At 63.6% G+C, this 21,799-nt stretch carries 22 protein-coding genes; 14 read left to right on the forward strand and 8 right to left on the reverse strand.

All coding sequences use genetic code 11. The features are described 5' to 3' along the window. Positions 1 to 95: 95 nt before the first annotated feature. On the reverse strand, positions 96 to 869 hold the full coding sequence (locus ABDW57_RS24110; protein ID WP_343732684.1) for an exodeoxyribonuclease III: 774 nt from the start codon (positions 867 to 869) through the stop codon (positions 96 to 98). Positions 870 to 945: 76 nt separating this feature from the next. Between ABDW57_RS24110 and pyrE the strand changes: the two genes are divergently transcribed. From pyrE to ABDW57_RS24145, 7 genes are all read left to right on the forward strand, one after another. Continuing rightward, on the forward strand, positions 946 to 1,611 hold the full coding sequence (gene pyrE / locus ABDW57_RS24115; protein ID WP_343732685.1) for an orotate phosphoribosyltransferase: 666 nt from the start codon (positions 946 to 948) through the stop codon (positions 1,609 to 1,611). A 75-nt stretch (positions 1,612 to 1,686) separates the two neighbouring features. Continuing rightward, positions 1,687 to 2,058, forward strand: a complete 372-nt coding sequence (locus tag ABDW57_RS24120) for a hypothetical protein (RefSeq protein ID WP_343732686.1) — start codon at positions 1,687 to 1,689, stop codon at positions 2,056 to 2,058. Then, positions 2,058 to 2,903 (forward strand): alpha/beta fold hydrolase, encoded by an 846-nt coding sequence (locus tag ABDW57_RS24125; RefSeq protein WP_343732687.1) that lies wholly within the window; start codon positions 2,058 to 2,060, stop codon positions 2,901 to 2,903. Before ABDW57_RS24120 ends, ABDW57_RS24125 begins: the two co-directional genes overlap by 1 nt. A gap of 116 nt (positions 2,904 to 3,019) precedes the next feature. After that, a complete protein-coding gene (locus tag ABDW57_RS24130; protein WP_343732688.1) occupies positions 3,020 to 3,580 on the forward strand; it encodes a transcriptional regulator in 561 nt (186 codons plus the stop codon). After that, the gene (locus ABDW57_RS24135; RefSeq protein WP_343732689.1) at positions 3,577 to 4,146 is read left to right on the forward strand and encodes a transcriptional regulator; all 570 of its coding nucleotides are present in this window, start codon (positions 3,577 to 3,579) and stop codon (positions 4,144 to 4,146) included. The genes ABDW57_RS24130 and ABDW57_RS24135 overlap by 4 nt, the downstream gene beginning before the upstream one ends. Next, a complete protein-coding gene (locus ABDW57_RS24140) occupies positions 4,143 to 5,204 on the forward strand; it encodes a histidine kinase (RefSeq protein WP_343732690.1) in 1,062 nt (353 codons plus the stop codon). The genes ABDW57_RS24135 and ABDW57_RS24140 overlap by 4 nt, the downstream gene beginning before the upstream one ends. Continuing rightward, a complete protein-coding gene (locus ABDW57_RS24145; protein ID WP_343732691.1) occupies positions 5,201 to 5,941 on the forward strand; it encodes a LytTR family DNA-binding domain-containing protein in 741 nt (246 codons plus the stop codon). Before ABDW57_RS24140 ends, ABDW57_RS24145 begins: the two co-directional genes overlap by 4 nt. A gap of 26 nt (positions 5,942 to 5,967) precedes the next feature. Here the strand turns inward: ABDW57_RS24145 and ABDW57_RS24150 are convergent, their stop codons facing one another. The 6 genes from ABDW57_RS24150 to gatC all read right to left on the reverse strand — a co-directional run bounded on the left by ABDW57_RS24150 (position 5,968) and on the right by gatC (position 12,698). Next, positions 5,968 to 7,227: a M56 family metallopeptidase gene (locus ABDW57_RS24150; protein WP_343732692.1), complete on the reverse strand. Its 1,260-nt coding sequence runs from the start codon at positions 7,225 to 7,227 to the stop codon at positions 5,968 to 5,970. Continuing rightward, on the reverse strand, positions 7,224 to 7,595 hold the full coding sequence (locus tag ABDW57_RS24155; protein WP_343732693.1) for a BlaI/MecI/CopY family transcriptional regulator: 372 nt from the start codon (positions 7,593 to 7,595) through the stop codon (positions 7,224 to 7,226). Before ABDW57_RS24155 ends, ABDW57_RS24150 begins: the two co-directional genes overlap by 4 nt. A gap of 57 nt (positions 7,596 to 7,652) precedes the next feature. Continuing rightward, positions 7,653 to 9,248, reverse strand: a complete 1,596-nt coding sequence (locus tag ABDW57_RS24160) for an alpha-amylase family glycosyl hydrolase (protein WP_343732694.1) — start codon at positions 9,246 to 9,248, stop codon at positions 7,653 to 7,655. 119 nt (positions 9,249 to 9,367) lie between these two features. Continuing rightward, complete coding sequence (gatB, locus tag ABDW57_RS24165) at positions 9,368 to 10,828, reverse strand: Asp-tRNA(Asn)/Glu-tRNA(Gln) amidotransferase subunit GatB (protein WP_343732695.1); 1,461 nt, start codon at positions 10,826 to 10,828, stop codon at positions 9,368 to 9,370. Positions 10,829 to 10,853: 25 nt separating this feature from the next. Further along, entirely contained in the window at positions 10,854 to 12,326 is a 1,473-nt protein-coding gene (gene gatA, locus ABDW57_RS24170; RefSeq protein ID WP_343732696.1) for an Asp-tRNA(Asn)/Glu-tRNA(Gln) amidotransferase subunit GatA, read from the reverse strand. A gap of 69 nt (positions 12,327 to 12,395) precedes the next feature. Next, positions 12,396 to 12,698 carry an Asp-tRNA(Asn)/Glu-tRNA(Gln) amidotransferase subunit GatC gene (gene gatC / locus ABDW57_RS24175; RefSeq protein ID WP_343732697.1) on the reverse strand — a complete coding sequence of 101 codons (303 nt, stop codon included), beginning with the start codon at positions 12,696 to 12,698 and terminating at the stop codon, positions 12,396 to 12,398. Positions 12,699 to 12,951: 253 nt separating this feature from the next. On the opposite strand from gatC, the gene ABDW57_RS24180 reads away from it, so the two are divergent. The 7 genes from ABDW57_RS24180 to ABDW57_RS24210 are packed head-to-tail and all read left to right on the forward strand — an operon-like array spanning position 12,952 to position 21,124. Further along, complete coding sequence (locus ABDW57_RS24180; protein ID WP_072789105.1) at positions 12,952 to 13,995, forward strand: rod shape-determining protein; 1,044 nt, start codon at positions 12,952 to 12,954, stop codon at positions 13,993 to 13,995. Positions 13,996 to 14,046: 51 nt separating this feature from the next. Continuing rightward, complete coding sequence (gene mreC, locus ABDW57_RS24185) at positions 14,047 to 15,195, forward strand: rod shape-determining protein MreC (protein WP_343732698.1); 1,149 nt, start codon at positions 14,047 to 14,049, stop codon at positions 15,193 to 15,195. Beyond that, positions 15,192 to 15,704 (forward strand): rod shape-determining protein MreD, encoded by a 513-nt coding sequence (mreD, locus tag ABDW57_RS24190; protein WP_176649287.1) that lies wholly within the window; start codon positions 15,192 to 15,194, stop codon positions 15,702 to 15,704. The genes mreC and mreD overlap by 4 nt, the downstream gene beginning before the upstream one ends. Before the next feature lie 13 nt (positions 15,705 to 15,717). Next, positions 15,718 to 17,766: a penicillin-binding protein 2 gene (mrdA, locus tag ABDW57_RS24195; RefSeq protein WP_343732699.1), complete on the forward strand. Its 2,049-nt coding sequence runs from the start codon at positions 15,718 to 15,720 to the stop codon at positions 17,764 to 17,766. A gap of 12 nt (positions 17,767 to 17,778) precedes the next feature. Then, complete coding sequence (rodA, locus tag ABDW57_RS24200; protein ID WP_343732700.1) at positions 17,779 to 18,894, forward strand: rod shape-determining protein RodA; 1,116 nt, start codon at positions 17,779 to 17,781, stop codon at positions 18,892 to 18,894. Next, the gene (rodA, locus tag ABDW57_RS24205) at positions 18,894 to 19,991 is read left to right on the forward strand and encodes a rod shape-determining protein RodA (RefSeq protein ID WP_343732701.1); all 1,098 of its coding nucleotides are present in this window, start codon (positions 18,894 to 18,896) and stop codon (positions 19,989 to 19,991) included. The genes rodA (ABDW57_RS24200) and rodA (ABDW57_RS24205) overlap by 1 nt, the downstream gene beginning before the upstream one ends. A 53-nt stretch (positions 19,992 to 20,044) precedes the next feature. Next, on the forward strand, positions 20,045 to 21,124 hold the full coding sequence (locus ABDW57_RS24210; protein WP_343732702.1) for a septal ring lytic transglycosylase RlpA family protein: 1,080 nt from the start codon (positions 20,045 to 20,047) through the stop codon (positions 21,122 to 21,124). On the opposite strand, the gene ABDW57_RS24215 is transcribed toward ABDW57_RS24210, so the two are convergent. After that, on the reverse strand, positions 21,125 to 21,799 hold the full coding sequence (locus ABDW57_RS24215; protein ID WP_343732703.1) for an SPOR domain-containing protein: 675 nt from the start codon (positions 21,797 to 21,799) through the stop codon (positions 21,125 to 21,127).

The raw sequence follows: 21,799 nt of genomic DNA on the forward strand, positions 1-21,799 counted from the left end.
GATATTTCTAATTAGTAAATTTCATAAGGCTGAAATTTGTGCCGCGATACAACGAAGTTGCTGCACTCCAAGTGCGGAACGCAGCAAGTGAGCACTTACACAGCGTCGTAGATAATGGTCAGCGGCGCGTGGTCGGAGAATTTCTCATCTTTATAGATGGCCACGCTGGTGGCCTTGGCGGCAATGCCCGGGGTGGCCACGTGATAATCGATGCGCCAGCCGACGTTCTTGGCGTAAGCCTGGCCGCGGTTGCTCCACCAGGTGTATTGCTCTTCGCGCGGATCGAGGCCGCGGTGCACATCGACGTAGCCGACTTCGTCGAAGATGCGGGTCATCCATGCGCGCTCCTCCGGCAGGAAGCCGGAATTCTTCTTGTTGCCCTTCCAGTTCTTGAGGTCGATTTCCTTGTGGGCGATGTTCCAGTCGCCGCAGATCACCACTTCGCGGCCCTCGGCGTGCAGCTGCTGCAGGTGCGGCAGGAACAGGTCCATGAAGCGGAACTTGGCTTCCTGGCGCTCCGGCCCGGACGAGCCGGACGGGCAGTAGACCGAGATCACGGTCAATTGGCCGAAATCGCAGCGCACGTAGCGGCCCTCGGCGTCAAACTCAGGCGAGCCGAAGCCGATTACCACGCGGTCCGGTTCGATCTTGCTGTAGACGCCGGTACCGGAATAACCTTTTTTCTCGGCGTAGTGGAAGTGGCCGTGGTAGCCGCCGGGATTGAGGAATTCCGGCGTCATGTCCGGCGCTTGCGCCTTGAGTTCCTGCACGCAGACGAAGTCGGCGTCCTGCTTGGCCAGCCAGGTGAAAAAGCCTTTGGAGGCGGCGGAGCGGATGCCGTTCAGGTTGGCGGAAATGATTTTTGGCATAGAAGATTCAGGGCAGAAAATACGGAATGCGCTAGTGTAGCGGTAAAATACCGGCACTTTAAAGAAATGAGGCATCATGAACAATTTACGCCAAGAATTCATCCAGTTTTCGGTCAACACCGGTGTGCTGCGCTTCGGCGAATTCACCACCAAGGCTGGCCGCCAGTCGCCGTACTTCTTCAACGCCGGCCTGTTCCATGACGGCGCCACCCTGGCCCAGCTGGCGCAGTTCTACGCGCAAACCCTGCTCGATTCCGGCGTCCAGTTCGACATGCTGTTCGGCCCGGCCTACAAGGGCATCACGCTGGCCTCGGCCACGGCCGTCGCGCTGGCCGGCAAGGGCAGCAACACTTCGTTCGCCTTCAACCGCAAGGAAGCCAAGGACCATGGCGAGGGCGGCACCATCGTTGGCGCCAAGCTGCAAGGCAAGGTGGTCATCATCGACGACGTGATCTCGGCCGGCACCTCGGTGCGTGAATCGGTGGAGATGATCCGCGCCGCCGGCGCCGAGCCGTGCGCCGTGCTGATCGCGCTGGACCGCATGGAGCGCGCCGGCAAAGACGGACAACTGTCAGAATTGTCGGCAGTGCAGGAAGTGACCGAGAAGTATGGCATTCCGGTGATTTCGATCGGCAATCTGGACGATCTGTTCGGTTTCCTGAACGGCGCCGGCGCCGATCCGCAACTGGCCCGGTACAAGGACGCGGTGGCGGCTTACCGCAGCCGTTACGGCATTGCCTAATTAGCTATATTGCTAGACTTTGATATTTCTATGGTGTAACCTCCTCGCGGTAGGAGACCACTCAGAGGCAGACCAATGAATATCGCAACACTCAAGGTACACGGCGACGACGAAGGCCTGGCAGACATCCGTGATGGTCTGCCAACTGAGCCGCACGGCGACTGGCAAAAGGGCGACGTCAAGCCCGACGGCCGGGTGCGCATCGACTCCGGTTTTTATGTGGCCATCGGTACCGAGCAGAATCCGGACGAGCTGCTCAAGCAGATCCGTTTTTACCTGGGCGAGTGCCAGGCGCGCGGCATCCACTTCGAACGTTCCGACGTCGCGGCCGAGCTGCGCGTGTCTTTCCCGACCGACCAGGGCGCGTCGACGCCCAGCCTGGATTTCTCGCTGGCCGACATGACCACACTGGTTGAAATGGGCATCAATCTGAGCATCACCGCTTGATGCGGTTTTCCGAAGACAGGCTGACCACATTCGCCGCAGGGCAGGGCGTGCAGCGCCGCGTCCACCTGTGGCAACCGGATGTGCCGCGCGCGGTTATCCTCGCCATCCACGGCGGCATGGCGCATGGCGGCGACTACGTCACCCCGGCGCTGTACTTCCGCCAGCACGGCATTGCCACCGTGGCCTACGACCTGTGCGGCCACCAGGACGCGCGCCGCGTCGATATCCCCGGCTTTGATGTCTTCCTCGACGACAGCCTGCTGTTTCTGCACTGGGTCAAGCAGCAGTATCCGGGCTTGCCGATTTACGTGATGGGCCACTCGATGGGCGCGCTGATTGCGACCCACCTCGCGCTCGGCCACTTTGCCGGTGAGGCCGCGATCAAGGGCTACATCCTGTCTTCGCCGTACTACGTGAACGCGATCAAGGTGTCGCCGCTGCTGCTGGCGCTGGCCGGCGTGCTGGAAGCGCTGGCGCCGCGCATGAAAGTGCCACTGGAGTCGCTCACCCATCAGCTCACGCACGACAGCAGCATCACCGCGCGCCATTACGCTGATGAACGCGACGGCATCCGCGCCACCGAAATCACGGTCCGCTTCGGTAATGCGCTGACCAAGGCGCAGCAGGGGCTGGCCGCGCGCATGCCGTCATGGACGCAGCCATTGTTCGCGGTGGTGGCCGGCGACGACAAGCTGGCCGACGCCAATGCCGCCGAGGCGATGCTGAAGTCCGTGCCGCCGGCGCTGCTGACTTACCAGCGCTATCCGCAAAACTTCCACGAAAACTTCAACGAACTCAATCGCGAACAGATCTTCGCCGACATCCTCGACTGGATGGCGCGGTAATCCAGCGTTCGCTGCGCTTATCCGCCCCGGCCAGCGTCTGTCGCATCGTTCCCACGGCTGGTGCTCAGCAATGCACAGTAGCGCTCATGACAATCCGTCATCCACCTGGAGAAATGATGAACAACAAAATCGTAAGCATGGTCCTGCTGGCGTGCCTGAGCGCCACGGCGGGCGCAGCCCCGGTCGAAGGCTGGACACTGGCCGGCGGCAGCCCCAAGTCCTATGAAATCGGTATCGACAGCAAGGAAGCCGTCAGCGACAAGGGCGCGCGTTTCATCCGCTACGTCGAGGGCGACGATACGGCTTTCGGCACGCTGATGCAGCAGATCTCGGCCAGGAACTACCAGGGCAAGCGCGTGCGCTTCCAGGCGATGGTCAAGACGCGTGAGGTCAGTCAGTGGGCCGGTTTGTGGATGAGCGCCTTGCGGCACGGCGAACAGTATCCTGCGGCCTTTTACAACAGCCAGGATAAACCGATCAACGGCAGCGCCGACTGGCAGCTGCGCAGCGTCACGCTCGACATTCCTGCCGATGCCGCGACGCTGAACTTTGGCGTTATCGATGCCGGCCGCGGGCAGGTCTGGATAGACCGTTTGTCGCTGGAAGTGGTGGGCAAGGAGGTGCCGGTGGATGTGATGCCGCCCCGTCAAATGCCTGCGGAGACGCCTTCGCTATGAAGACCTTGCACGTCATCGCAGCAGCTGCCGCCGCCACTTCGCTGTGGGTGGTGGCGGCGGAATCGGTCGGCAAGCTGCCGCCGCCGTGGTTTATCTCGGGCGACCATGCCACCTCCTATCAGGCCGGCATCGACAACGTCGAAACCATCAGCGGCAAGGGCGCCAAGTTCCTGCGTTATGCGCAGGGCGAGGACAAAGGCTTCGGTTCGCTGGTGCAGGTGATCTCGGCGCAGCGCTATCTTGGCCAGCGTGTGCGCTTCCGCGCCATGATCAAGACGCGAGATGTCAGCAACTGGGCCGGCTTGTGGATGCAGGTGCAGGCGCAGCAGCGCCAGAACGCGGCCTTCTACAACAGCAGCGACCAGCCGATCAAGGGCACGGCGGCGTGGCAGGCGCGCAGCGTGACGCTGGATGTGCCGGAGGATGGCACTACCATTTCCTTCGGCGTGATCAACGCCGGCAGCGGCCAGGTATGGATCGATCAGCTGTCGTTCGAGGTGGTGGGCAAGATCGTGCCGGTGGATGTGATGCCGGCTGCGCGTCTGCCGGAGAAGCCGGTCCTATGACGGCGGCAACGGCATGGCGCGGCTCCGGGGTGGATGGCCCGCCGCAGGCCTTGCGGCGCGTGGCAGCGTGCTCGTTGCGCGAGTGCGCGTTGAGCACGCTGCTGGCCGGCGCCGGCACGGTGGCCGCGATCGAACTGCGCGCATACACCTGGCTGGCGTTGTTTGCCGCCTTGGTGCTGCCGCTGGGGATATCCGCCGGCTTGATGCTGCTGATGCAGCGCCGCACTGCCGGGCGCAGTTGGACGGCATTGTGGGCGGCCTTGCTGGTACTGGGTTGCGCCGACACTGCGGGCGCGGGCTGGATTTACGCGGTGGGCCTGTCCTGGATCGGCATCAATCCGCTGAACGAAGCGCAGGTGATGGCGGTGCAGGCGCTGTTGTTCATGCTGTTGTTCGTGCTGCCTTTATGGATGGCGCAGCACCGCGCGCGCACCTTGCATATCGCCCAGCTGTCGCAGGCGGCGATGGCGGCCGACCTGAAGGCCTTGCAGGCGCAAATCGAGCCGCACTTCCTGTACAACACGCTGGCCAACACGCGCTATCTGGTGCGGCACCAGCCGGAACGGGCGGTCGGCATGCTGGATCACCTGATCGCCTACCTGCGCAGCGCCTTGCCCGACCTGCGTAGCCCGATGTCCACGCTGGGCCGCGAGTGCGAGCTGGCTGGCCACTATCTGGAGCTGATGGCGATACGTTATGGCGAACGTCTCAACGTGGACGTCGACTGTGCCGACGATGTGCGCGAGCTGGCGTTGCCGCCGCTGATGCTGATGCCTCTGGTGGAAAACGCTGTGCAGCATGGCGTCGAGCCGCACGCCGGCGCGGTCACCGTCACCGTGCGCGCGCAGCGCGCGGATGGCGGCGTGCTGGTGGCGGTGCGCGACAACGGCGCTGGCCTGGGCGACGCAGTGCTGGGTAGCGGCGTTGGCCTGCGCAATGTGCGCCAACGGTTGGAAGCCCTGTATGGCAGCGCGGCCAGCCTGCGCCTGAGCATCGGCGCCGACGGCTGGACCGTCGCTGAAATGAGTCTCCCCTTATCCCGCCCGGAGCCTGCATGAACAACGCCCCTCGCATCCTGATCGCGGACGATGAGCCGCTGCTGCGTGCCGAACTGGCCGCGGCGTTGGCCGCGCTGTGGCCAGAGGCGCAACTGGTGGCCTCCGCCGGCGACGGCATCGAAGCGCTGCGGCTTGCGCGCGAGCTGGTGCCGGACATCGCCTTTCTGGATATCCGCATGCCGGGCCTGAGCGGACTGGAAGTGGCGCGCACCTTCGGCTCACGCACGCACGTCGTGTTCGTGACGGCCTATCAGGAACACGCCCTGGCAGCGTTCGACGAAGGCGCGGTGGATTACCTGCTTAAACCTTTTGATACCGCGCGGTTGGCGCGCGCTGTCGAGCGTCTGCGCAGCCGCCTCGGTACGCCGCCGCCCGATCTCACGCGGCTGGTGCAACAACTGGCGCCGAAAAAGCCGCCCGCGTGGCTGCAGGCCAGCGTGGGCAACACTATTCATTTCATCGACCTGAACGAAGTGATCTACTTCGGTTCGGAACTCAAGTACACGCGGGTGGTCACTGATCAACTGGAAGCCCACATCCGCACACCCTTGAAGGATCTGGCCGGGCAACTGGAGGAGGCGGGCTTTTGGCAAATTCACCGTGGCTACCTGGTGGCCGTCAAGCGCATCGCCGCCGTCAACCGGGATGCCGACGGCGCCGTGTGGCTGACCCTGCGCGGCCACCCTCTGCGCCTGCCAGTCAGCCAACGTTTCCAGCACCGCTTCAAGGGCATGTAATGCCCCCGGTGCAGGAATCTATACGTTTACTCCAACGTCCAGACGTACTGCATTTTCTGTTTGGTCTCGATCGGCTTGCCGGTTTTGGTGGCGGGCTTGAATTGGCACTTGCTGATGCCGATGCGCGCCGCTTCGTCGAGGTCCGGGTGGCCGCTGCTGTGGTCCACGCTGGACTCTTTGACCTTGCCGTCCTTGCCGACCTTGAATTCCAATTGAACCGTGCCGGTACGCTGGGCGGCGATGGCGCCGTCGGGCCAGACCGGTTTGGCGCAGCTGTTGAAGTCGATCAGCGCGGGCTTGAAGCCAGACGCGCTTTTGTCGGCGGCGCTGGCCTGGGCGTACACCGACAGGCAGGCCACGGCCACGCCCAGCATGGCGACTGCGGCTTTCCAGTTCAGGGCTTGCGGCGCGGGGCGCAGCAGGTGTTGGATGCGTTGCATGAGATTTCCTCCATTGGCCGCTTGGGCCAGTTGATGATGAGAGAACCGGAGCCGCTCCAGTTCAGATAAGGCAAGCGCCAGGCGCCGCGGTTCGCCAAGCTGACTTGCTGCGATATCGTCTGCGATCAATTCCCGTTCGAGGCGGATGCGGTTCGACAGCCACCACACGGCGGGGTGGTAGAACAGCAGCGTCTCAATCAGGTTTTGCAGCAGGTTGACCAGGTAATCGTGACGCTTGATGTGCGCCATTTCGTGTGCGAGCAAGGCTTGCAGCAGCTCGGGCGGCATCCCGCCGACGAGCGCTGCCGGCACCAGTACCACCGGCTGCCACCAGCCTGCGGTGACGGGACTGGCCAGCGCGTCGATCACCCGCAAGCGCACGGTGCGCGTGATACCGAGGCGGCGTGCCAGCTGCTCCAGGTCGCGCTCCCAGCGCAAGTGATCCGGGTGGCTGGCCGGCTGGCGGCTGACGCGATCGATCCACAGCAGTCCGGCCACCACGCGCAGCGCCAGCATGGCGGCGCACAGCGCCCACAGGCTGACCACATAGCGCAGCGCGTCGCGCAGGTTGAACCCTGTTATGTTGTCACTGAATGCATCGCCCATCCAGGGCAGGACAGGGGAGCTGGCGCTGGCGGCCGCGGCATCACTGGCGAGGCGCTGCCATAGTTCCAGCGCCGGCCAGCACAGGCAAGCCAGCAGGCCGGCGCAGGCGACCACGTAGCGATATTCGGCGCGGCTGTTGCGCAGCAGGGTGAGGGCGACAGCAGTGGCGCAACCAAGCAGCAGGCCTTGCCACAGGAAGTGCATCAGCGTCAGTCCGAGCGCGAAGATGAAGGCGCTCATTTGTCTTCTTCCTTGAGCAGTTTTTCGATTTCTGCGCGTTCCTTTTTGGAGATGCCGGAGCGCAGCGCGGCCAGCACCAGCGCCTTGGCCGAGCCGGCGAAGGCCTTCTGCATCAGATCTTTGAGCAGGCTCGATTGCATGCTGTCCTGCGCCTGCGCCGGCGCGTAGATGTGCGAGCGCTGGCTTTCGTCGCGCGTCAGAATGCCCTTGGTGTGCATGATCTGCATCAGGCGCAGCACGGTGCCGTAGGCCAGCTCCGGTTTATCGGCCAGCATGGCTTCGTGCACCTGCTTGGCGGTGGCTGAACCGAGCGGCCACAATGCCTGCAGCAGTTCGAGTTCGGCGGCGGTCGGTTTCGGAATACTCATGACGTCTCCCTGAAGGCGGTAGACGTAGAATATTCTGTCTAGACAAAAATGTATACTTTAATTTTGTCGTGCGATGATCCAGCCGTGCGGCGCCAGTGTGGCGTCTTCGGCGCGCCAGCCGGCGGCGTAGAGCGGTTCAATCCGCGCCAGTTCGGGGGAGAAGGTTTGCGCACTGGATGACAGGTTGGCCAGCACCGTAAGGCGGTGGCTGGCGTCGCTGCGGGTGAAGCCGATGGCGCCGGACGGCAGGCCGTCCAGGAAAGCTGTGGCGCCGGTACGCAGCGTGGCGTGGCGGCGGCGCAGAGCGATCAGCGTCTGGTAGTGGGCGTACATATCGCTGTCGAAGGCTGTCCAGTCCAGCCGCCAGCCGTCGAACAGTACCTGCCAGCCGGTCCATGCAGGTTCGTTGAATTCCTGTCCCATCAGGATGTGCGGCACGCCGTCCATGCATAGCATCACGGCGGCGGCGGGGCGATGGGCTTCAGTGCCGAGGAAGGTGGAGATGCGGCCTTGTTCCTTGTCTTCCAGCCAGCGCATGCGCAAGGCGCCGCGCGGGAAGCTGTAGGTGGATTCATTCCAGTAGCGGGCGAAGGCGCTGTTGTCGGCTTGGCGCAGCATTTCGCGCGTGCCGCCTTCGTAGGTCAGGTCGCAGGCGGCCAGGTGGTGGAATTCGTCGTAGGACTGCGAGATGAGGGCGATGTCCGGACGCAGCGCGCTGAGCTCCGCGCGGATTTCGTCGAGGAAGTCGCATGGCGTGATGTCGGAGTCGTCGAAGCGCAGCCCATCGAAGCCGAAGCGTTCGATCCAGCAGCGCATGCTGGCGATCAGGTACTGCCGCAACTCGCTGTTGGCAAAGTTAAAGCCGGCGAAGTAGTCGCGATTTGGCACGGCGTAGTAGATGCTGCCGTCGGCACGCTGCGTGTACCAGTGCGGATACTCGCGCGTGAACGGATGGTCCACGCTGCTGCGGTTGAGCGTCCAGTCCATGATGACGCGCATGCCGCGATCGTGCGCTGCCGCCACCAGCGCGCGCAGGGCCGCCGCATCGCCCAGCGCAGGATCGATGCTGTTGAAATCGCGCACAGCGTAGGGATCGCCCAGCGCGCCGCGCCGTCCTTCGATGCCGATCGGGTGGAAGGGCATGATCCACAACACATCGACACCCAATTCGTCCAGGTAGGAGAGCCTGGCGCGCACGCCATCGAAGTCGCCGCCGAAGGCCGGCACCGACAGCTGGTAGATCACGCCGTCGCGCAGCCACGCCGGGCTGGCCAGCGCGGCGCGCGCATGCAGCGGGCCGGGCGCGGCGGCACTCATGCCGTGCTGGCGCATCAGCACCGCACCGGTTTCATCGACGGTCAGGCAGGAGTTGTTCTGGCCATCCTCGGAGATCCATGGATTGGCGGGATCGGGTATCCAGTCCCGGTCGTCGATGACGAATTTGTAGAGATGGCGGCCGGCCGCTATCGGCAGCGTCACCTGCCAGCGCACGCCAGCGACGCGCTCCATCATGCAGACGTCGCCCGCCCAGCAGTTGAACGTGCCCGCCAGCGCGACGCTGCGCGCATCTGCCGGGGCATCGAAGAAGAAGCGCACACCGCCGGGAACGGCGTGGGGCAGCAGGGCCGGGGCGGCGCGGAATTGCAGGTCCATGTCTCTCCTTTGTAATTTAACTACTTATAGTGCGTAAATATATAGTAATTTGACTACATTTCCAATAAAAAAACGCCCCGCGGGCGTCAGCCGGCGGGGCGTTTTCTGCGGGACGGGGATCAGCCGGCCAGCTTGGCTTTCAGCAGTTCGGTCAGCTGCGCCGGGTTGGCTTTGCCGCGCGAGGCTTTCATGGCCTGGCCGATCAGGGCGTTGATCGCAGCTTCCTTACCGGCGCGATACTGCTCCACCGACTTGGCGTTGTTGGCAATGACTTCGTTGACGATCGCTTCCAGCGCGCCGGTGTCCGAAATCTGTTTCAGGCCTTTCGATTCGATCAGCGCATCGACCAGATTGTCGTCGTCCGACCTGGCGGCCCACATGTCGCCAAACAGTTCCTTGGCGGTCTTGTTGTTGATGGTGCCGTCAGCGATACGCTTCAGCATCAGCGCCAGTTGCGCCGGCTTGACCGGCGCGTCGGCGATGTCCACGCCTTCGCGGTTCAGGGTCGACGACACGTCGCCCATCAGCCAGTTGGCGGCGGCCTTGGCGTTTTCCTTGCCCGCCGCATCCACCACGGCCACGAAGTAAGTCGCCATGGCTTTCGAGGCGGTCAGCACCAGCGAGTCATATTCCGGCAGGGCGTATTCGCTGACGAAGCGTGCGCGCATGGCGGCCGGCAGTTCCGGCATCGAGCCTTTCACCTGATCGATCCAGGCGTTGGAGATGACCAGCGGCGGCAGGTCCGGGTCCGGGAAGTAGCGGTAGTCCTGCGCGTCTTCCTTGCTGCGCATTTCGCGGGTTTCTTTTTTGTCCGGATCGTACAGGCGGGTGGCCTGCACCACTTTGCCGCCGTCTTCAATCAGCTCGATCTGGCGGCGCACTTCCACGTGCACGGCTTCTTCGATGAAGCGGAACGAGTTCAGGTTCTTGATCTCGCAGCGGGTGCCGAATTCCTTCTGGCCTTTCGGACGCACGGAGACGTTGATATCGCAGCGGAACGAGCCTTCCTGCATATTGCCGTCGCAGACGCCCAGCCACATCACCAGCGAGTGCAGGGCTTTGCAGTATGCGACCGCTTCAGCGGCGCTGCGGATTTCCGGCTCGGAGACGATTTCCAGCAGCGGCGTGCCGGCGCGATTCAGGTCGATGCCCGACATGCCGGCATAGTCTTCGTGCAGCGATTTGCCGGCGTCTTCTTCCAGGTGGGCGCGGGTCAGATTGACGGTCTTGGTGACGAATTCGCCGTCCTTGTCGTAGCCGAAGGTGATGGCGCCGCCCTGTACCACCGGGTCTTCGAACTGGCTGATCTGGTAGCCCTTCGGCAGATCCGGGTAGAAGTAGTTTTTGCGGGCGAAGATCGAGGCCGGCGCGATCTTCGCGCCCACGGCCAGGCCGAAGCGGATCGCACGATCCACCGCCTGTTTGTTCATCACCGGCAGCACGCCCGGCAGCGCCAGGTCAACCGGGCTGGCTTGCGTGTTTGGCTCGGCGCCAAAGGTGGTCGGCGAGCCGCTGAAGATTTTAGATGCGGTAGTGAGCTGTACGTGGTTCTCAATACCGATGACGACTTCCCATTCCATATGATTCTCGCTGTATTCGTTGTTCTTAGATGCCGGCCGGAGCGCGGGTGTGCCAGTCGGTGGCTTGCTGGTAGGCGTGCGCCACGTTCAGCAGTTTGGCTTCACCAAAGTGCTTGCCGATGATCTGCAGGCCGACCGGGCGATTCTTCGCGCCGAAGCCGACCGGGATCGACATGCCAGGCAGGCCGGCCAGGCTGGTGGACAGGGTGTAGATGTCGGCCAGGTAGGCGGCCACCGGATCGTCCGACTTGTCGCCCAGGTCCCAGGCCACGGTTGGCGCCACAGGACCCATGATGACGTCGCACACGGCATGCGGACCGTTCAGCACCTTCTCGAAGTCCTGCGCGATCAGGCGGCGGATCTTTTGCGCTTTCAGGTAGTAGGCGTCGTAGTAGCCATGGCACAGCACATAGGTGCCGACCATGATGCGGCGCTTGACTTCCGGACCGAAGCCCTGGTCGCGCGTCTTGCGGTACATGTCCTGCAGATCCTTGTAGCCTTCGGCGCGGAAGCCGTAGCGCACGCCGTCAAAGCGCGACAGGTTGGACGAGGCTTCGGCTGGCGCAATCATGTAGTAGGCCGGGATCGACAGCGCGGTATTCGGCAGCGAGATATCGACCAGCGTCGCGCCCAGTTCCACGTACTTGGCCAGCGCGGCGCGCACGGCGTCTTCCACGTCTTTCGCCAGGCCTTCACCGAAGTATTCCTTCGGCACGCCGATGCGCAGGCCGGTCAGCGGCTGGCCCAGTTCGCGGGTGTAGTCTTCGTCCACGCCGCCCAGTTCCGGCGTCAGCGAGGTCGAGTCGCGTTCGTCGAAGCCGGCCATGGCGTTCAGCAGCAGGGCGCAATCCTCGGCGGTTTGCGCCATCGGGCCGCCCTGGTCCAGCGACGAGGCAAACGCGATCATGCCGAAGCGCGAGACGCGGCCGTAGGTCGGCTTGATGCCGGTGATGCCGCAGAAGGCGGCCGGCTGGCGGATCGAGCCGCCGGTGTCGGTGCCGGTGACGGCCGGCGACAGGCGCGCGGCAATCGCCGCTGCCGAGCCGCCCGACGACCCGCCCGGCACGGCGCTCTTGTCCCACGGGTTTTTCACCGCGCCGAAGGCCGAGTTCTCGTTGGCCGAGCCCATGGCGAATTCGTCGCAGTTCAGTTTGCCCAGGGTGACCATGCCGGCTTTGCGGAACTTCTCGACCACGGTGGCGTCGAATGGGCTGACGTAGTTGGCCAGCATTTTGGAGCCGGCGGTGGAGCGCCAGCCCTGGGTGACGAAGATGTCCTTGTGGGCGATCGGCACGCCAGTCAGCGGAGTGGCGGTGCCGGCGGCGATGCGCGCGTCGGCTTCGGCGGCTTGTGCCAGGGTCAGTGCGCGGTCCACGTGCAGGAAGGCGTTCAGATCGCTTTTCTCGATACGGTCGAGGAAGTGCGTGGCCAGTTCGGTGGCGGAAATCGCTTTGCTTTGCAGGAGTGCGGACAGCTCTTTAATGGTTTTGGTGTGCATGGCGTTTCAATTGAATTCGTTGCGTCGTCCGTCATTCCGGCTTCCGCCGGAATGACGGCGGTGGTCTGTTTAGTCGATCACTTTCGGCACCAGGTACAGGCCGTCCTGGGTCTTCGGCGCCACGGTTTGATAGTCGTCGCGGCGATCTGGTTCGCTGGCCACGTCTTCACGCAGGCGCAGGGCGATGTTGTTCATGTGCGCCGCCAGCGGATGGCTCAGCGGAGCAACGCCTTCGGTGTCGACCGCCTGCATCTGCCCGGCCAGCGCAAAAATGCCATTCAGCTGGTCCAGCGCCGTCGCGGCCTGCTGCTCGCTCATCTCAAGTTGGGCCAGTTTGGCAATGCGGGTTACGTCGGATAAGGTCAGGGACATGGCGCGGTTAATTGTAATATTGATAAAGATCTTGAATTTCTGCCTATTCGTCTGCAACTACCGACGAATGCCGCTTAAATCGCGGGCTCAGGCACTGCACTTTTGGGTGGATTTTCGATAAATCGCAGTCAAATTATAAGGTAGAATGGCGGGTTGATGCGTTGTCGGCGCTGAATCATTGCTGCCGCCGCATTCGGACAGAATTTTCACTCAACGGTTTACGCGCACACTGGTAGCGCCACAGGACACTTTAATGTTTGGTTTTTTACGTCGTTACATTTCCTCCGACCTGGCCATTGACTTGGGCACGGCCAATACCCTGATCTACGTTCGCGGCCAAGGCATCGTTCTGGATGAACCTTCGGTGGTGGCGATCCGCCAGGAAGGCGGCCCGAATGGCAAGAAGACCATTCAAGCGGTTGGTAAGGAAGCAAAGCAGATGCTGGGTAAAGTACCTGGCAACATCGAGGCGATCCGCCCGATGAAAGACGGCGTGATTGCCGACTTCACCGTCACCGAGCAAATGCTGAAGCAGTTCATCCGCATGGTGCACGACTCCAAATTCTTCCGCCCATCGCCGCGCATCATCATTTGCGTGCCGTGCGGCTCGACCCAGGTGGAACGCCGCGCGATCCGCGAATCGGCGCTGGGCGCCGGCGCCTCGCAGGTGTACCTGATCGAAGAGCCGATGGCAGCGGCGATCGGCGCCGGCCTGCCGGTGTCGGACGCGACCGGCTCGATGGTGGTCGACATTGGCGGCGGCACCACCGAAGTGGGCATCATCTCGCTGGGCGGCATGGTGTACAAGGGCTCCGTGCGCGTGGGCGGCGACAAGTTCGATGAAGCCATCGTCAACTACATCCGCCGCAACTACGGCATGCTGATTGGCGAGCAGACTGCGGAAGCGATCAAGAAAGCCATCGGTTCGGCCTTCCCGGGTTCCGAAGTCAAGGAGATGGAAGTCAAGGGCCGCAACCTGTCGGAAGGTATTCCGCGCTCGTTCACCATCTCGTCCAACGAGATCCTGGAAGCGCTGACCGACCCGCTGAACAACATCGTCTCGGCGGTGAAGAACGCGCTGGAACAAACCCCGCCAGAGCTGGGCGCGGACATCGCGGAAAAAGGCATGATGCTGACCGGCGGCGGCGCGCTGCTGCGCGACCTGGATCGCCTGCTGATGGAAGAAACCGGCCTGCCGGTGCTGGTGGCGGAAGACCCGCTGACCTGCGTGGTGCGCGGCTCCGGCATGGCGCTGGAGCGGATGGACCAACTGGGTTCGATCTTCTCCTACGAATGATCTGACTAAAACGGGGCCGCGAAACAGCGGCCCCGATGCTTATTGGAAGTCATGGAATACAGTCCTCCGCCACTTTTCAAGCAAGGCGCCTCGGCGCGGGTCAAGATGACGGTGTTCGCGTGCATATCGATTGCACTGCTGTTGGTCGATTCGCATATGCGAACCCTGACCACGGTGCGCCAGGTGGCCGGCACCGTGCTGTATCCGCTGCAAATGGCGGCCTTGCTGCCGCGCGACGCCATTTACGGCGTCGGCAATTATTTCTCTACCTTGTCATCGATGGAAAAGCAGGTGCGCGAGTTGCGCCGCCAGCAGATCCTCAGCTCGCAGGCGTTGCAGCAGGCGCAGTTGCAGGCTGCCGAGAACGCGCAGTTGCGCCGTTTGCTGGAGGCGCGCCAGCATCTGCCGGTGAAGTCGATGCTGGCCGATGTGCTGTACGATGCACGCGATGTCAACAGCCGCAAGATCATTCTGGACCGCGGCACGCGCCATGACGTGGCGCTGGGGTTGCCGGTGATCGACAACCAGGGCGTGGTCGGGCAGGTGACGCGGGTGTTCCCGTTTACGTCCGAAGTGACGCTGCTGTCCGATAAGGAGCAGGCGATTCCGGTGCAGCTGCTGCGCAATGGCTTGCGGTCCGTGGCCTATGGGCGCGGCAAGGCCGGTAATCTGGAGCTGCGCTTCACGGCGCCGAATGCGGATATTCAGGTCGGCGATATCGTGGTCACTTCGGGTCTGGACGGTGTGTATCCGGCCGGCCTGGCGGTGGCGCGCGTGTCACAGGTGGAGAACAGCGCCGGCGGTTCGTTCGGCGGCGTGATCTGCCAGCCGCTGGCCGGCATCATGAACAATACACAGTTGCTGATTCTGATGTCGACGCCGGACATGCCGCCGCGTCCAGCCGATGAGGAGCCGCGCGCAGTGCGCAAGCACAATAACAAGATGGCGCCGATCAAGGATGTGCCGAAAGAGGGGACGGAAGCGCAGCCTGCCGCCGCCGGCGCCACGCCAGCCGCCGCCGCAACGGCAACCAACGGCGCACCTGGCCTGATGCCGGTGATGCCGTCGCCTGCGCCGAAGCCTGCCGCCACCGATGCCGCCGGCGCCAAATCAGCCACGCCAGCCGCCGCCGGCCAGGCAACCGCCGGCGCCAAGCCCGCCGCGACGCCCGCCAACCAATCGAAGGAGCCGGCACGATGAATCGTCCGCACTATATCCTGCTGCCGGTCAGCCCGCTGTTCATCGCTTTCAGCCTGTTCTGCGCTTTCCTGCTCAATCTCCTGCCCTGGGGCCAGTTCATCGGCGTGCCCGATTTCGTGGCGCTGGTGCTGGTATTCTGGGGCGTGCATCAGCCGCGCAAGGTCGGCATCGGCACCGCCTTCTTCCTCGGCCTGCTGATGGACGTGCACGACGCCACGCTGCTGGGCGAGAACGCGCTGTCCTACACGCTGCTGTCCTACTTCGCCATCATGCTGCACCGCCGGGTGCTGTGGTTCCCGATCTGGACCCAGGCCATGCACGTGTTCCCGCTGCTGTTGATGGCGCAGTCAGTACAACTGGTGGTGCGCTTCTTCGTCTCCGGTAAATTCCCCGGCTGGTTCTACTTCATCGAAAGCGTGGTGGCATCGGCCCTGTGGCCGTTGACGACCTGGCTGCTGCTGGCGCCGCAGCGCCGCGCAGTGGACCGCGATCACACCCGCCCGATCTGAGCGCACAAACAGTATGACTGAAATTAAGGACAACCAGCGCGAACTGCAGCAGTTCCGCCTGCGCCTGACGGTGCTGGGCGGACTGGTATTCTTCTGCTTCGCCCTGCTGCTGCTGCGCTTCATCTGGCTGCAGATCGTGAAGTACAGCGACTTCGCGGTGAAAGCGGAAGAGAACCGCATTGCCATCGTGCCCATCGTGCCGAACCGCGGCCTGATTTTGGACCGCAACGGCGTGGTCCTGGCGCGTAACTACTCCGCCTTTACGCTGGAGATCACGCCGTCCAAGCTGCACACCACCCTGGACGAAGCCATCGACGAGCTGTCCAAGCTGGTGACGGTGGACGTGAAAGACCGCAAGCGCTTCAAGAAATTGCTGGATGAATCCAAGGGTTTTGAGAGCGTGCCGCTGCGCACCCGCCTGACCGACGAGGAAGTGGCGCGTTTCACCGCGCAGCGCTTCCGCTTTCCCGGCGTGGAAGTGCAGGCGCGCCTGTTCCGCCAGTACCCGCTGGGTGAAACCGCCTCGCACGTGATCGGCTACATTGGCCGCATCAACCAGAACGAAGTCAAGGCCATCGAAGCCACCGACGACGGCCCGAATTACAAGGGCACCGACCATATCGGCAAAGAGGGCCTGGAGAAGAGCTACGAGAAGCAGCTGCACGGCCAGACCGGCTACGAGGAAGTGGAAGTATCGGCCGGCGGCCGCGCCATTCGCACCTTGTCGCGCACGCCAGCCACGCCGGGCAATAACCTGATCCTGTCGATCGACATCGAACTGCAAAAGGTGGTGGAAGAAGCGTTTGGCGAATGGCGCGGCGCCTTCGTCGCCATCGAACCGGAGACCGGCGACATCCTGGCCTACGTCTCGCGTCCCGGCTATGATCCCAACCTGTTCGTCGACGGCATCGACTCGCAAAGCTGGAACGAGCTGAATACCTCGCTCGACCGGCCGATGGTCAACCGGCCGCTGTCCGGCACCTACGCGCCGGGGTCCACCTTCAAGCCCTTCATGGCGCTGGCCGCGCTGGAGCTGGGCAAGCGCAACCCGGCTACCGCGTATCCGGACCCTGGCTACTTCTACCTCGGCGGCCACAAATTCCGCGACGATAAAGTGGGCGGCCACGGCAACGTCGATCTGCGCCGCTCGGTCATCGTGTCCTGCAATACCTACTACTACCAGCTCGGTAACGACATGGGCATCGACGCCATCACCACCTTCATGAAGCCGTTCGGCTTCGGTGAAAAAACCGGCATCGACCTCGATAACGAAAAGACCGGCGTGCTGCCGTCGAAAGAATGGAAGCGCAAGCGCTTCAAGGGCAATGCCGGCAAATGGGTCGGCGGCGACACCATCTCGGTCTCCAACGGTTCGGGCTACAACTCCTACACCCCGTTGCAGATCGCGCACGCCATGGCCAACCTGGCCAACAACGGCATTGTGATGAAGCCGCACCTGGTGAAGATCCTGGAAGACGGCGGCACGCGCGCGCGCAAGCTCACCGTGCCAAGCGAAAGCTACCGCATCCCGCTCAAGCAGGAAAACATCGACATCATCAAGAGCGCCATGGTGGGCGTGAACAGTGAACCGGGCGGCACCGCCTACCGCGCCTTCGCCAACGCCGGCTACACCTCGGGCGGCAAGACCGGTACGGCGCAGGTGGTGGGCATCAAGGCCAACGAGAAGTACAACGCCGCCGCACTGGCCGAGCGCCTGCGCGACAACGCGCTGTACACCGCGTTTGCGCCAGCCGACAAGCCGAAGATCGTGGTTGCCATGGTGGTGGAAAACGCCGGCTGGGGCGCGGAGATTGCCGCGCCGATCGCGCGCAAGGCGCTCGACTTCTACCTGCTGGGCAAGCGTCCGACCGACAAGGAGACCACCAAGGTGCCGAAGGAAGACGCGGCCGAATTCGTGCCGATCGAAGATCCCGAGGCCGCCGAAGCCGCAGCAGCAGCGGCTGAAGCGCGCCGCGAACCGGCGCCGCCGCCCGCACCGCCGCCTGCGCCCGCCGCCACGCCGGCAGCGCAGCCAACGGCGCCGGTACGGAAGAAACAATAAGGATTACCGACCATGCGCATACACGAAAGACGTTCGCTGTGGCGTCGCATGCGACCCTACTTCACTGTGTTCGATGGGCCGCTGACGCTCATCATCATCATGCTGCTGACGGTCAGCATGATCACGCTGTACTCGGCCAGCATCGGCATTCCCGGCAAGATGGAAGACCAGATACGCAATATCCTGCTGGCCTTCGGCGTCATGTGGCTGGTGGCGAACATCTCGCCGCAGATGATGATGCGCATCGCAGTCCCCGCTTACGCCTTCGGGGTGTTCCTGCTGGTGTGCGTGGCGCTGTTCGGCACCATCAAGCTGGGCGCGCGGCGCTGGCTGCACATTGGGGTGGTCGATATCCAGCCGTCGGAATTCATGAAGATCGTCACGCCGCTGATGCTGGCGTGGTTCTTCCAGAGCCGCGCCGGCCACCTGACGTGGCAATCGTATGGCATTGCGGCCGTGCTGCTGGCAGTGCCGGTGGGCCTGATCGTGCGCCAGCCGGACCTGGGCACGGCGCTGCTGGTGGTGGCCGCCGGTTTCTGCGTGATCTTCCTGGCTGGCCTGGCGTGGAAAGCATTGATCGGATTATTTGCGGCCGGCGCCGCGGCGCTGCCGATTATCTGGTCGGTGCTGCACGATTACCAGCGCGAGCGCGTGATGACGCTGATCGATCCAACCACCGACCCGCTGGGCAAAGGCTTCCACATCATCCAGTCCACCATCGCGGTGGGCTCGGGCGGCATCACCGGCAAAGGCTGGACCCACGGCACCCAGGCCCACCTGGAATTCATTCCCGAGCGCACCACCGACTTTATTTTTGCCGTGTACTCGGAAGAATTTGGCCTGATCGGTAACCTGATTCTGATGTTGTTGTACCTGATGCTGATCGGCCGCGGCCTGATGATCGCCGGGAATGCGCCCAACTTCTTCACCCGCCTGCTGGCCGGCGCGGTCACCATGATTTACTTCACCTATGCTTTCGTCAACATGGGCATGGTGAGCGGCATCCTGCCGGTGGTGGGCGTGCCGTTGCCGTTCATGAGCTACGGCGGCACCGCGCTCCTGACGCTGGGTCTGGGCGCCGGCATCCTGATGAGCATCCAGCGCCATCGTAAACTGGTGCAGACCTGATGGCGATTGTGGATGGACGTACGCTGTGGCAGCGTGTGCAGCCTTACGTGCTGGTGTTCGATGTGCCGCTGGCGCTGATCATCGGCGCGCTGCTGTCGGTCGGCCTGATCACCTTGTACTCGGCCGGCATCGCCATCCCCGGCAAGGTGTGGGACCAGTTGCGCAATATCGCGGCGGCCGTGCTGGTGATGTGGCTGGTGGCGAACGTTCCGCCGCAGACCATGATGCGGATGGCGGTGCCGGTGTACGCGCTGGGCGTGGCGCTGCTGGTGGCGGTGGCGCTGTTTGGCGTGATCAAGGGCGGCTCGCGCCGCTGGCTGTATGTCGGCACGCAGATCCAGCCTTCGGAGCTGATGAAGATCGCCATGCCGCTGATGCTGGCCTGGTTCTTCCAGCGCGAGCAGGGGCACGTGCGCTGGCAGACTTACGCCATCGCCGCGCTGCTGCTGGCGATACCGGCCGGCCTGATTGCGCGCCAGCCGGACCTCGGCACCGCGCTGCTGGTGACGGCGGCCGGCGCTTACGTGATCTTCCTCGGCGGCCTGTCGTGGCGCGCGCTGGGCGTGCTGGCCGGCCTGGCCGCCGCCGCATTGCCGCTGTTGTGGGCCGTGATGCACGACTATCAGCGCGACCGCGTGCTGACGCTGATCGATCCGTATCACGATCCGCTGGGTAAAGGCTTCCACATCATCCAGTCGATGATTGCCATCGGCTCCGGCGGCGTGACCGGCAAGGGCTGGACCCACGGCACCCAGGCCCACCTTGAATTCATCCCCGAGCGCACCACCGACTTTATCTTTGCCGTGTTCTCGGAGGAGTTTGGCCTGCTTGGCAACGTGGTGCTGATGGTACTGTACATGCTGCTGATCTGGCGCGGCCTGACCATCGCCATGAATGCGCTGACCTTGTTTACGCGCCTGCTGGCCGGCGCCGTCACCATGATTTACTTCACCTACGCCTTCGTCAACATGGGCATGGTGAGCGGCATTATTCCGGTGGTGGGCGTGCCGCTGCCGTTCATGAGCTATGGCGGCACGGCCTTGATGACCCTCGGTCTCGGCGGCGGTATCCTGATGAGTGTGCAGCGTCATCGGTGATACTATCTCGGCCTATGCGCTTACAACGTCTTCATCTTATCAATCTGACCACCATGGCCACGGCGCTGGCACTGGTGGGTTGCGGCAGCGCGCCAGTGGCCACGCAGCCGGCGCCACGTCCCGTGCAGACCTCCGGCCCGGTGATCAAATCGCCGTCCGCCACCAGGCCTGAAACGGCGCTGCCGGTGCTGCCGCCCGCGAACTCGGGGCGCGGCGGCTATTATCAGGACGATGGCCCCGGCGATGCGCCGCCGCCCAACCTGGCCGACACGCCGGATGCCGACGTGCGCAACGATCCGCTGCTGCCGCGCTCCAACCGCCCCTACGTCGTGTTTGGCAAGACCTACACGCCCATCACCGACGACCAGCCATTCACCCAGATTGGCGTCGGCAGCTGGTACGGCAAGAAATTCCACGGCCAGCGCACCTCGTCCGGTGAGCTGTACGACATGTACAAGATGACGGCCGCGCATCCGACCTTGCCGATTCCGTCCTACGCGCGCCTGACCAATATGCTGAGCGGCGCCACCGTGATCGTGCGCATCAACGACCGCGGGCCGTTCCACGCCAACCGCGCCATCGACGTGTCCTACACGGCGGCGCTGAAACTGGGCCTGCTGGGCAAGGGCAGCCACGAACTGAAAATCGAGCGCATCCTGCCGGAAGAAATCGACCGCATGCTGGCCACGCGTGAAGGTGTGTCGGGCAGCAGCAAGGCGCGCCTGACGCCGCAGCCGAAAGACCGTCTGGCGCAAGCCTCCAACGTGCCGACGCCGACCGTGACCGCCACTGTGATCAATCAACCGCTGGTGCTGACGCCATCGGCGCCGGGCGCCGCGCCAAAAGATATCGAAACGCTGATGCTGGCAGACCGCGCGCCGACCGACTACGCGGCGCCAGCCGCCGCCACGGCGGGCGGCTTCTACCTGCAGCTGGGCGCCTACTCGCGCGCGGAAAACGCGGATGCGGTGCGCGCCAGACTGTCGGGCAAACTGAATGGGCTGGAAGTGGTGCAGGGCGGTTCGGTGTTCCGCCTGTTTGGCGGCCCGTTTGCCACGCGCCAGGAAGCGCAGCAGGCGGCGCAAGGGCTGCCGTCATCGCTGGGTCTCAAACCCATCGTGGTGCAGCGCTGATTATTTGCAGACGCGCAGTTCCGCGTTAGGGAAGCCGGCGCGGATTTTTTCCAGTTTGGTTCTGAGGTCGGGGTCGACGTCGCGGAACTGGAAGGCCAGCAGCTTGCTGCCGCTCATGCGCGGCGCCACGCGGGCGGTGCGCACGCCTTGCTTCATCAGCGCGGCCAGCTGATTCTGCGCGGCCCCCTCGGTCTTGAACACGCCCAGTGAAATGCCCCAGCGCAGCGGCGAATTGTCGGACATGACGAAGTAGTTGGTGATGCCCAGCGCACGCAGCTCGCCGGCTTTTTTATCCGCGCCTTCCTTGCTGCCTTGCGGCGGAATATAAACGATATAGCTCGATACTTCGGTGCCCGGCACGTTGTGACGCGACTGGCGGTCGCCCAGCTTCAGCGCCTCCAGCTGATTTTCGAAACGGCGCGCGTCGGCCAGCACAAAGCTGCCGATTTCCAGGCAGGCTTCCGGCTTGACGTCCGGTGCGGCCGGCGCTACGGCGGCGGCGCCGGCCGCGGCGGCTTTTTCGGCCGGGATGATGGCCAGCTTGTCGGCGTTCAGTTGGTTGAGCAGCCGCTCCGGCTCATGCTCGTTGCCGCTGAAGTGGCCCAGATAGCCGCGCCCATACGCGAACAGCGCGGTGTTCACAGCGAGCAGGGACCAGAAAATAAACTTCAGCAC

This window comes from Duganella sp. (assembly GCF_039595735.1).
In the GTDB taxonomy this organism is placed as follows: Bacteria; Pseudomonadota; Gammaproteobacteria; order Burkholderiales; family Burkholderiaceae_D; genus Rugamonas.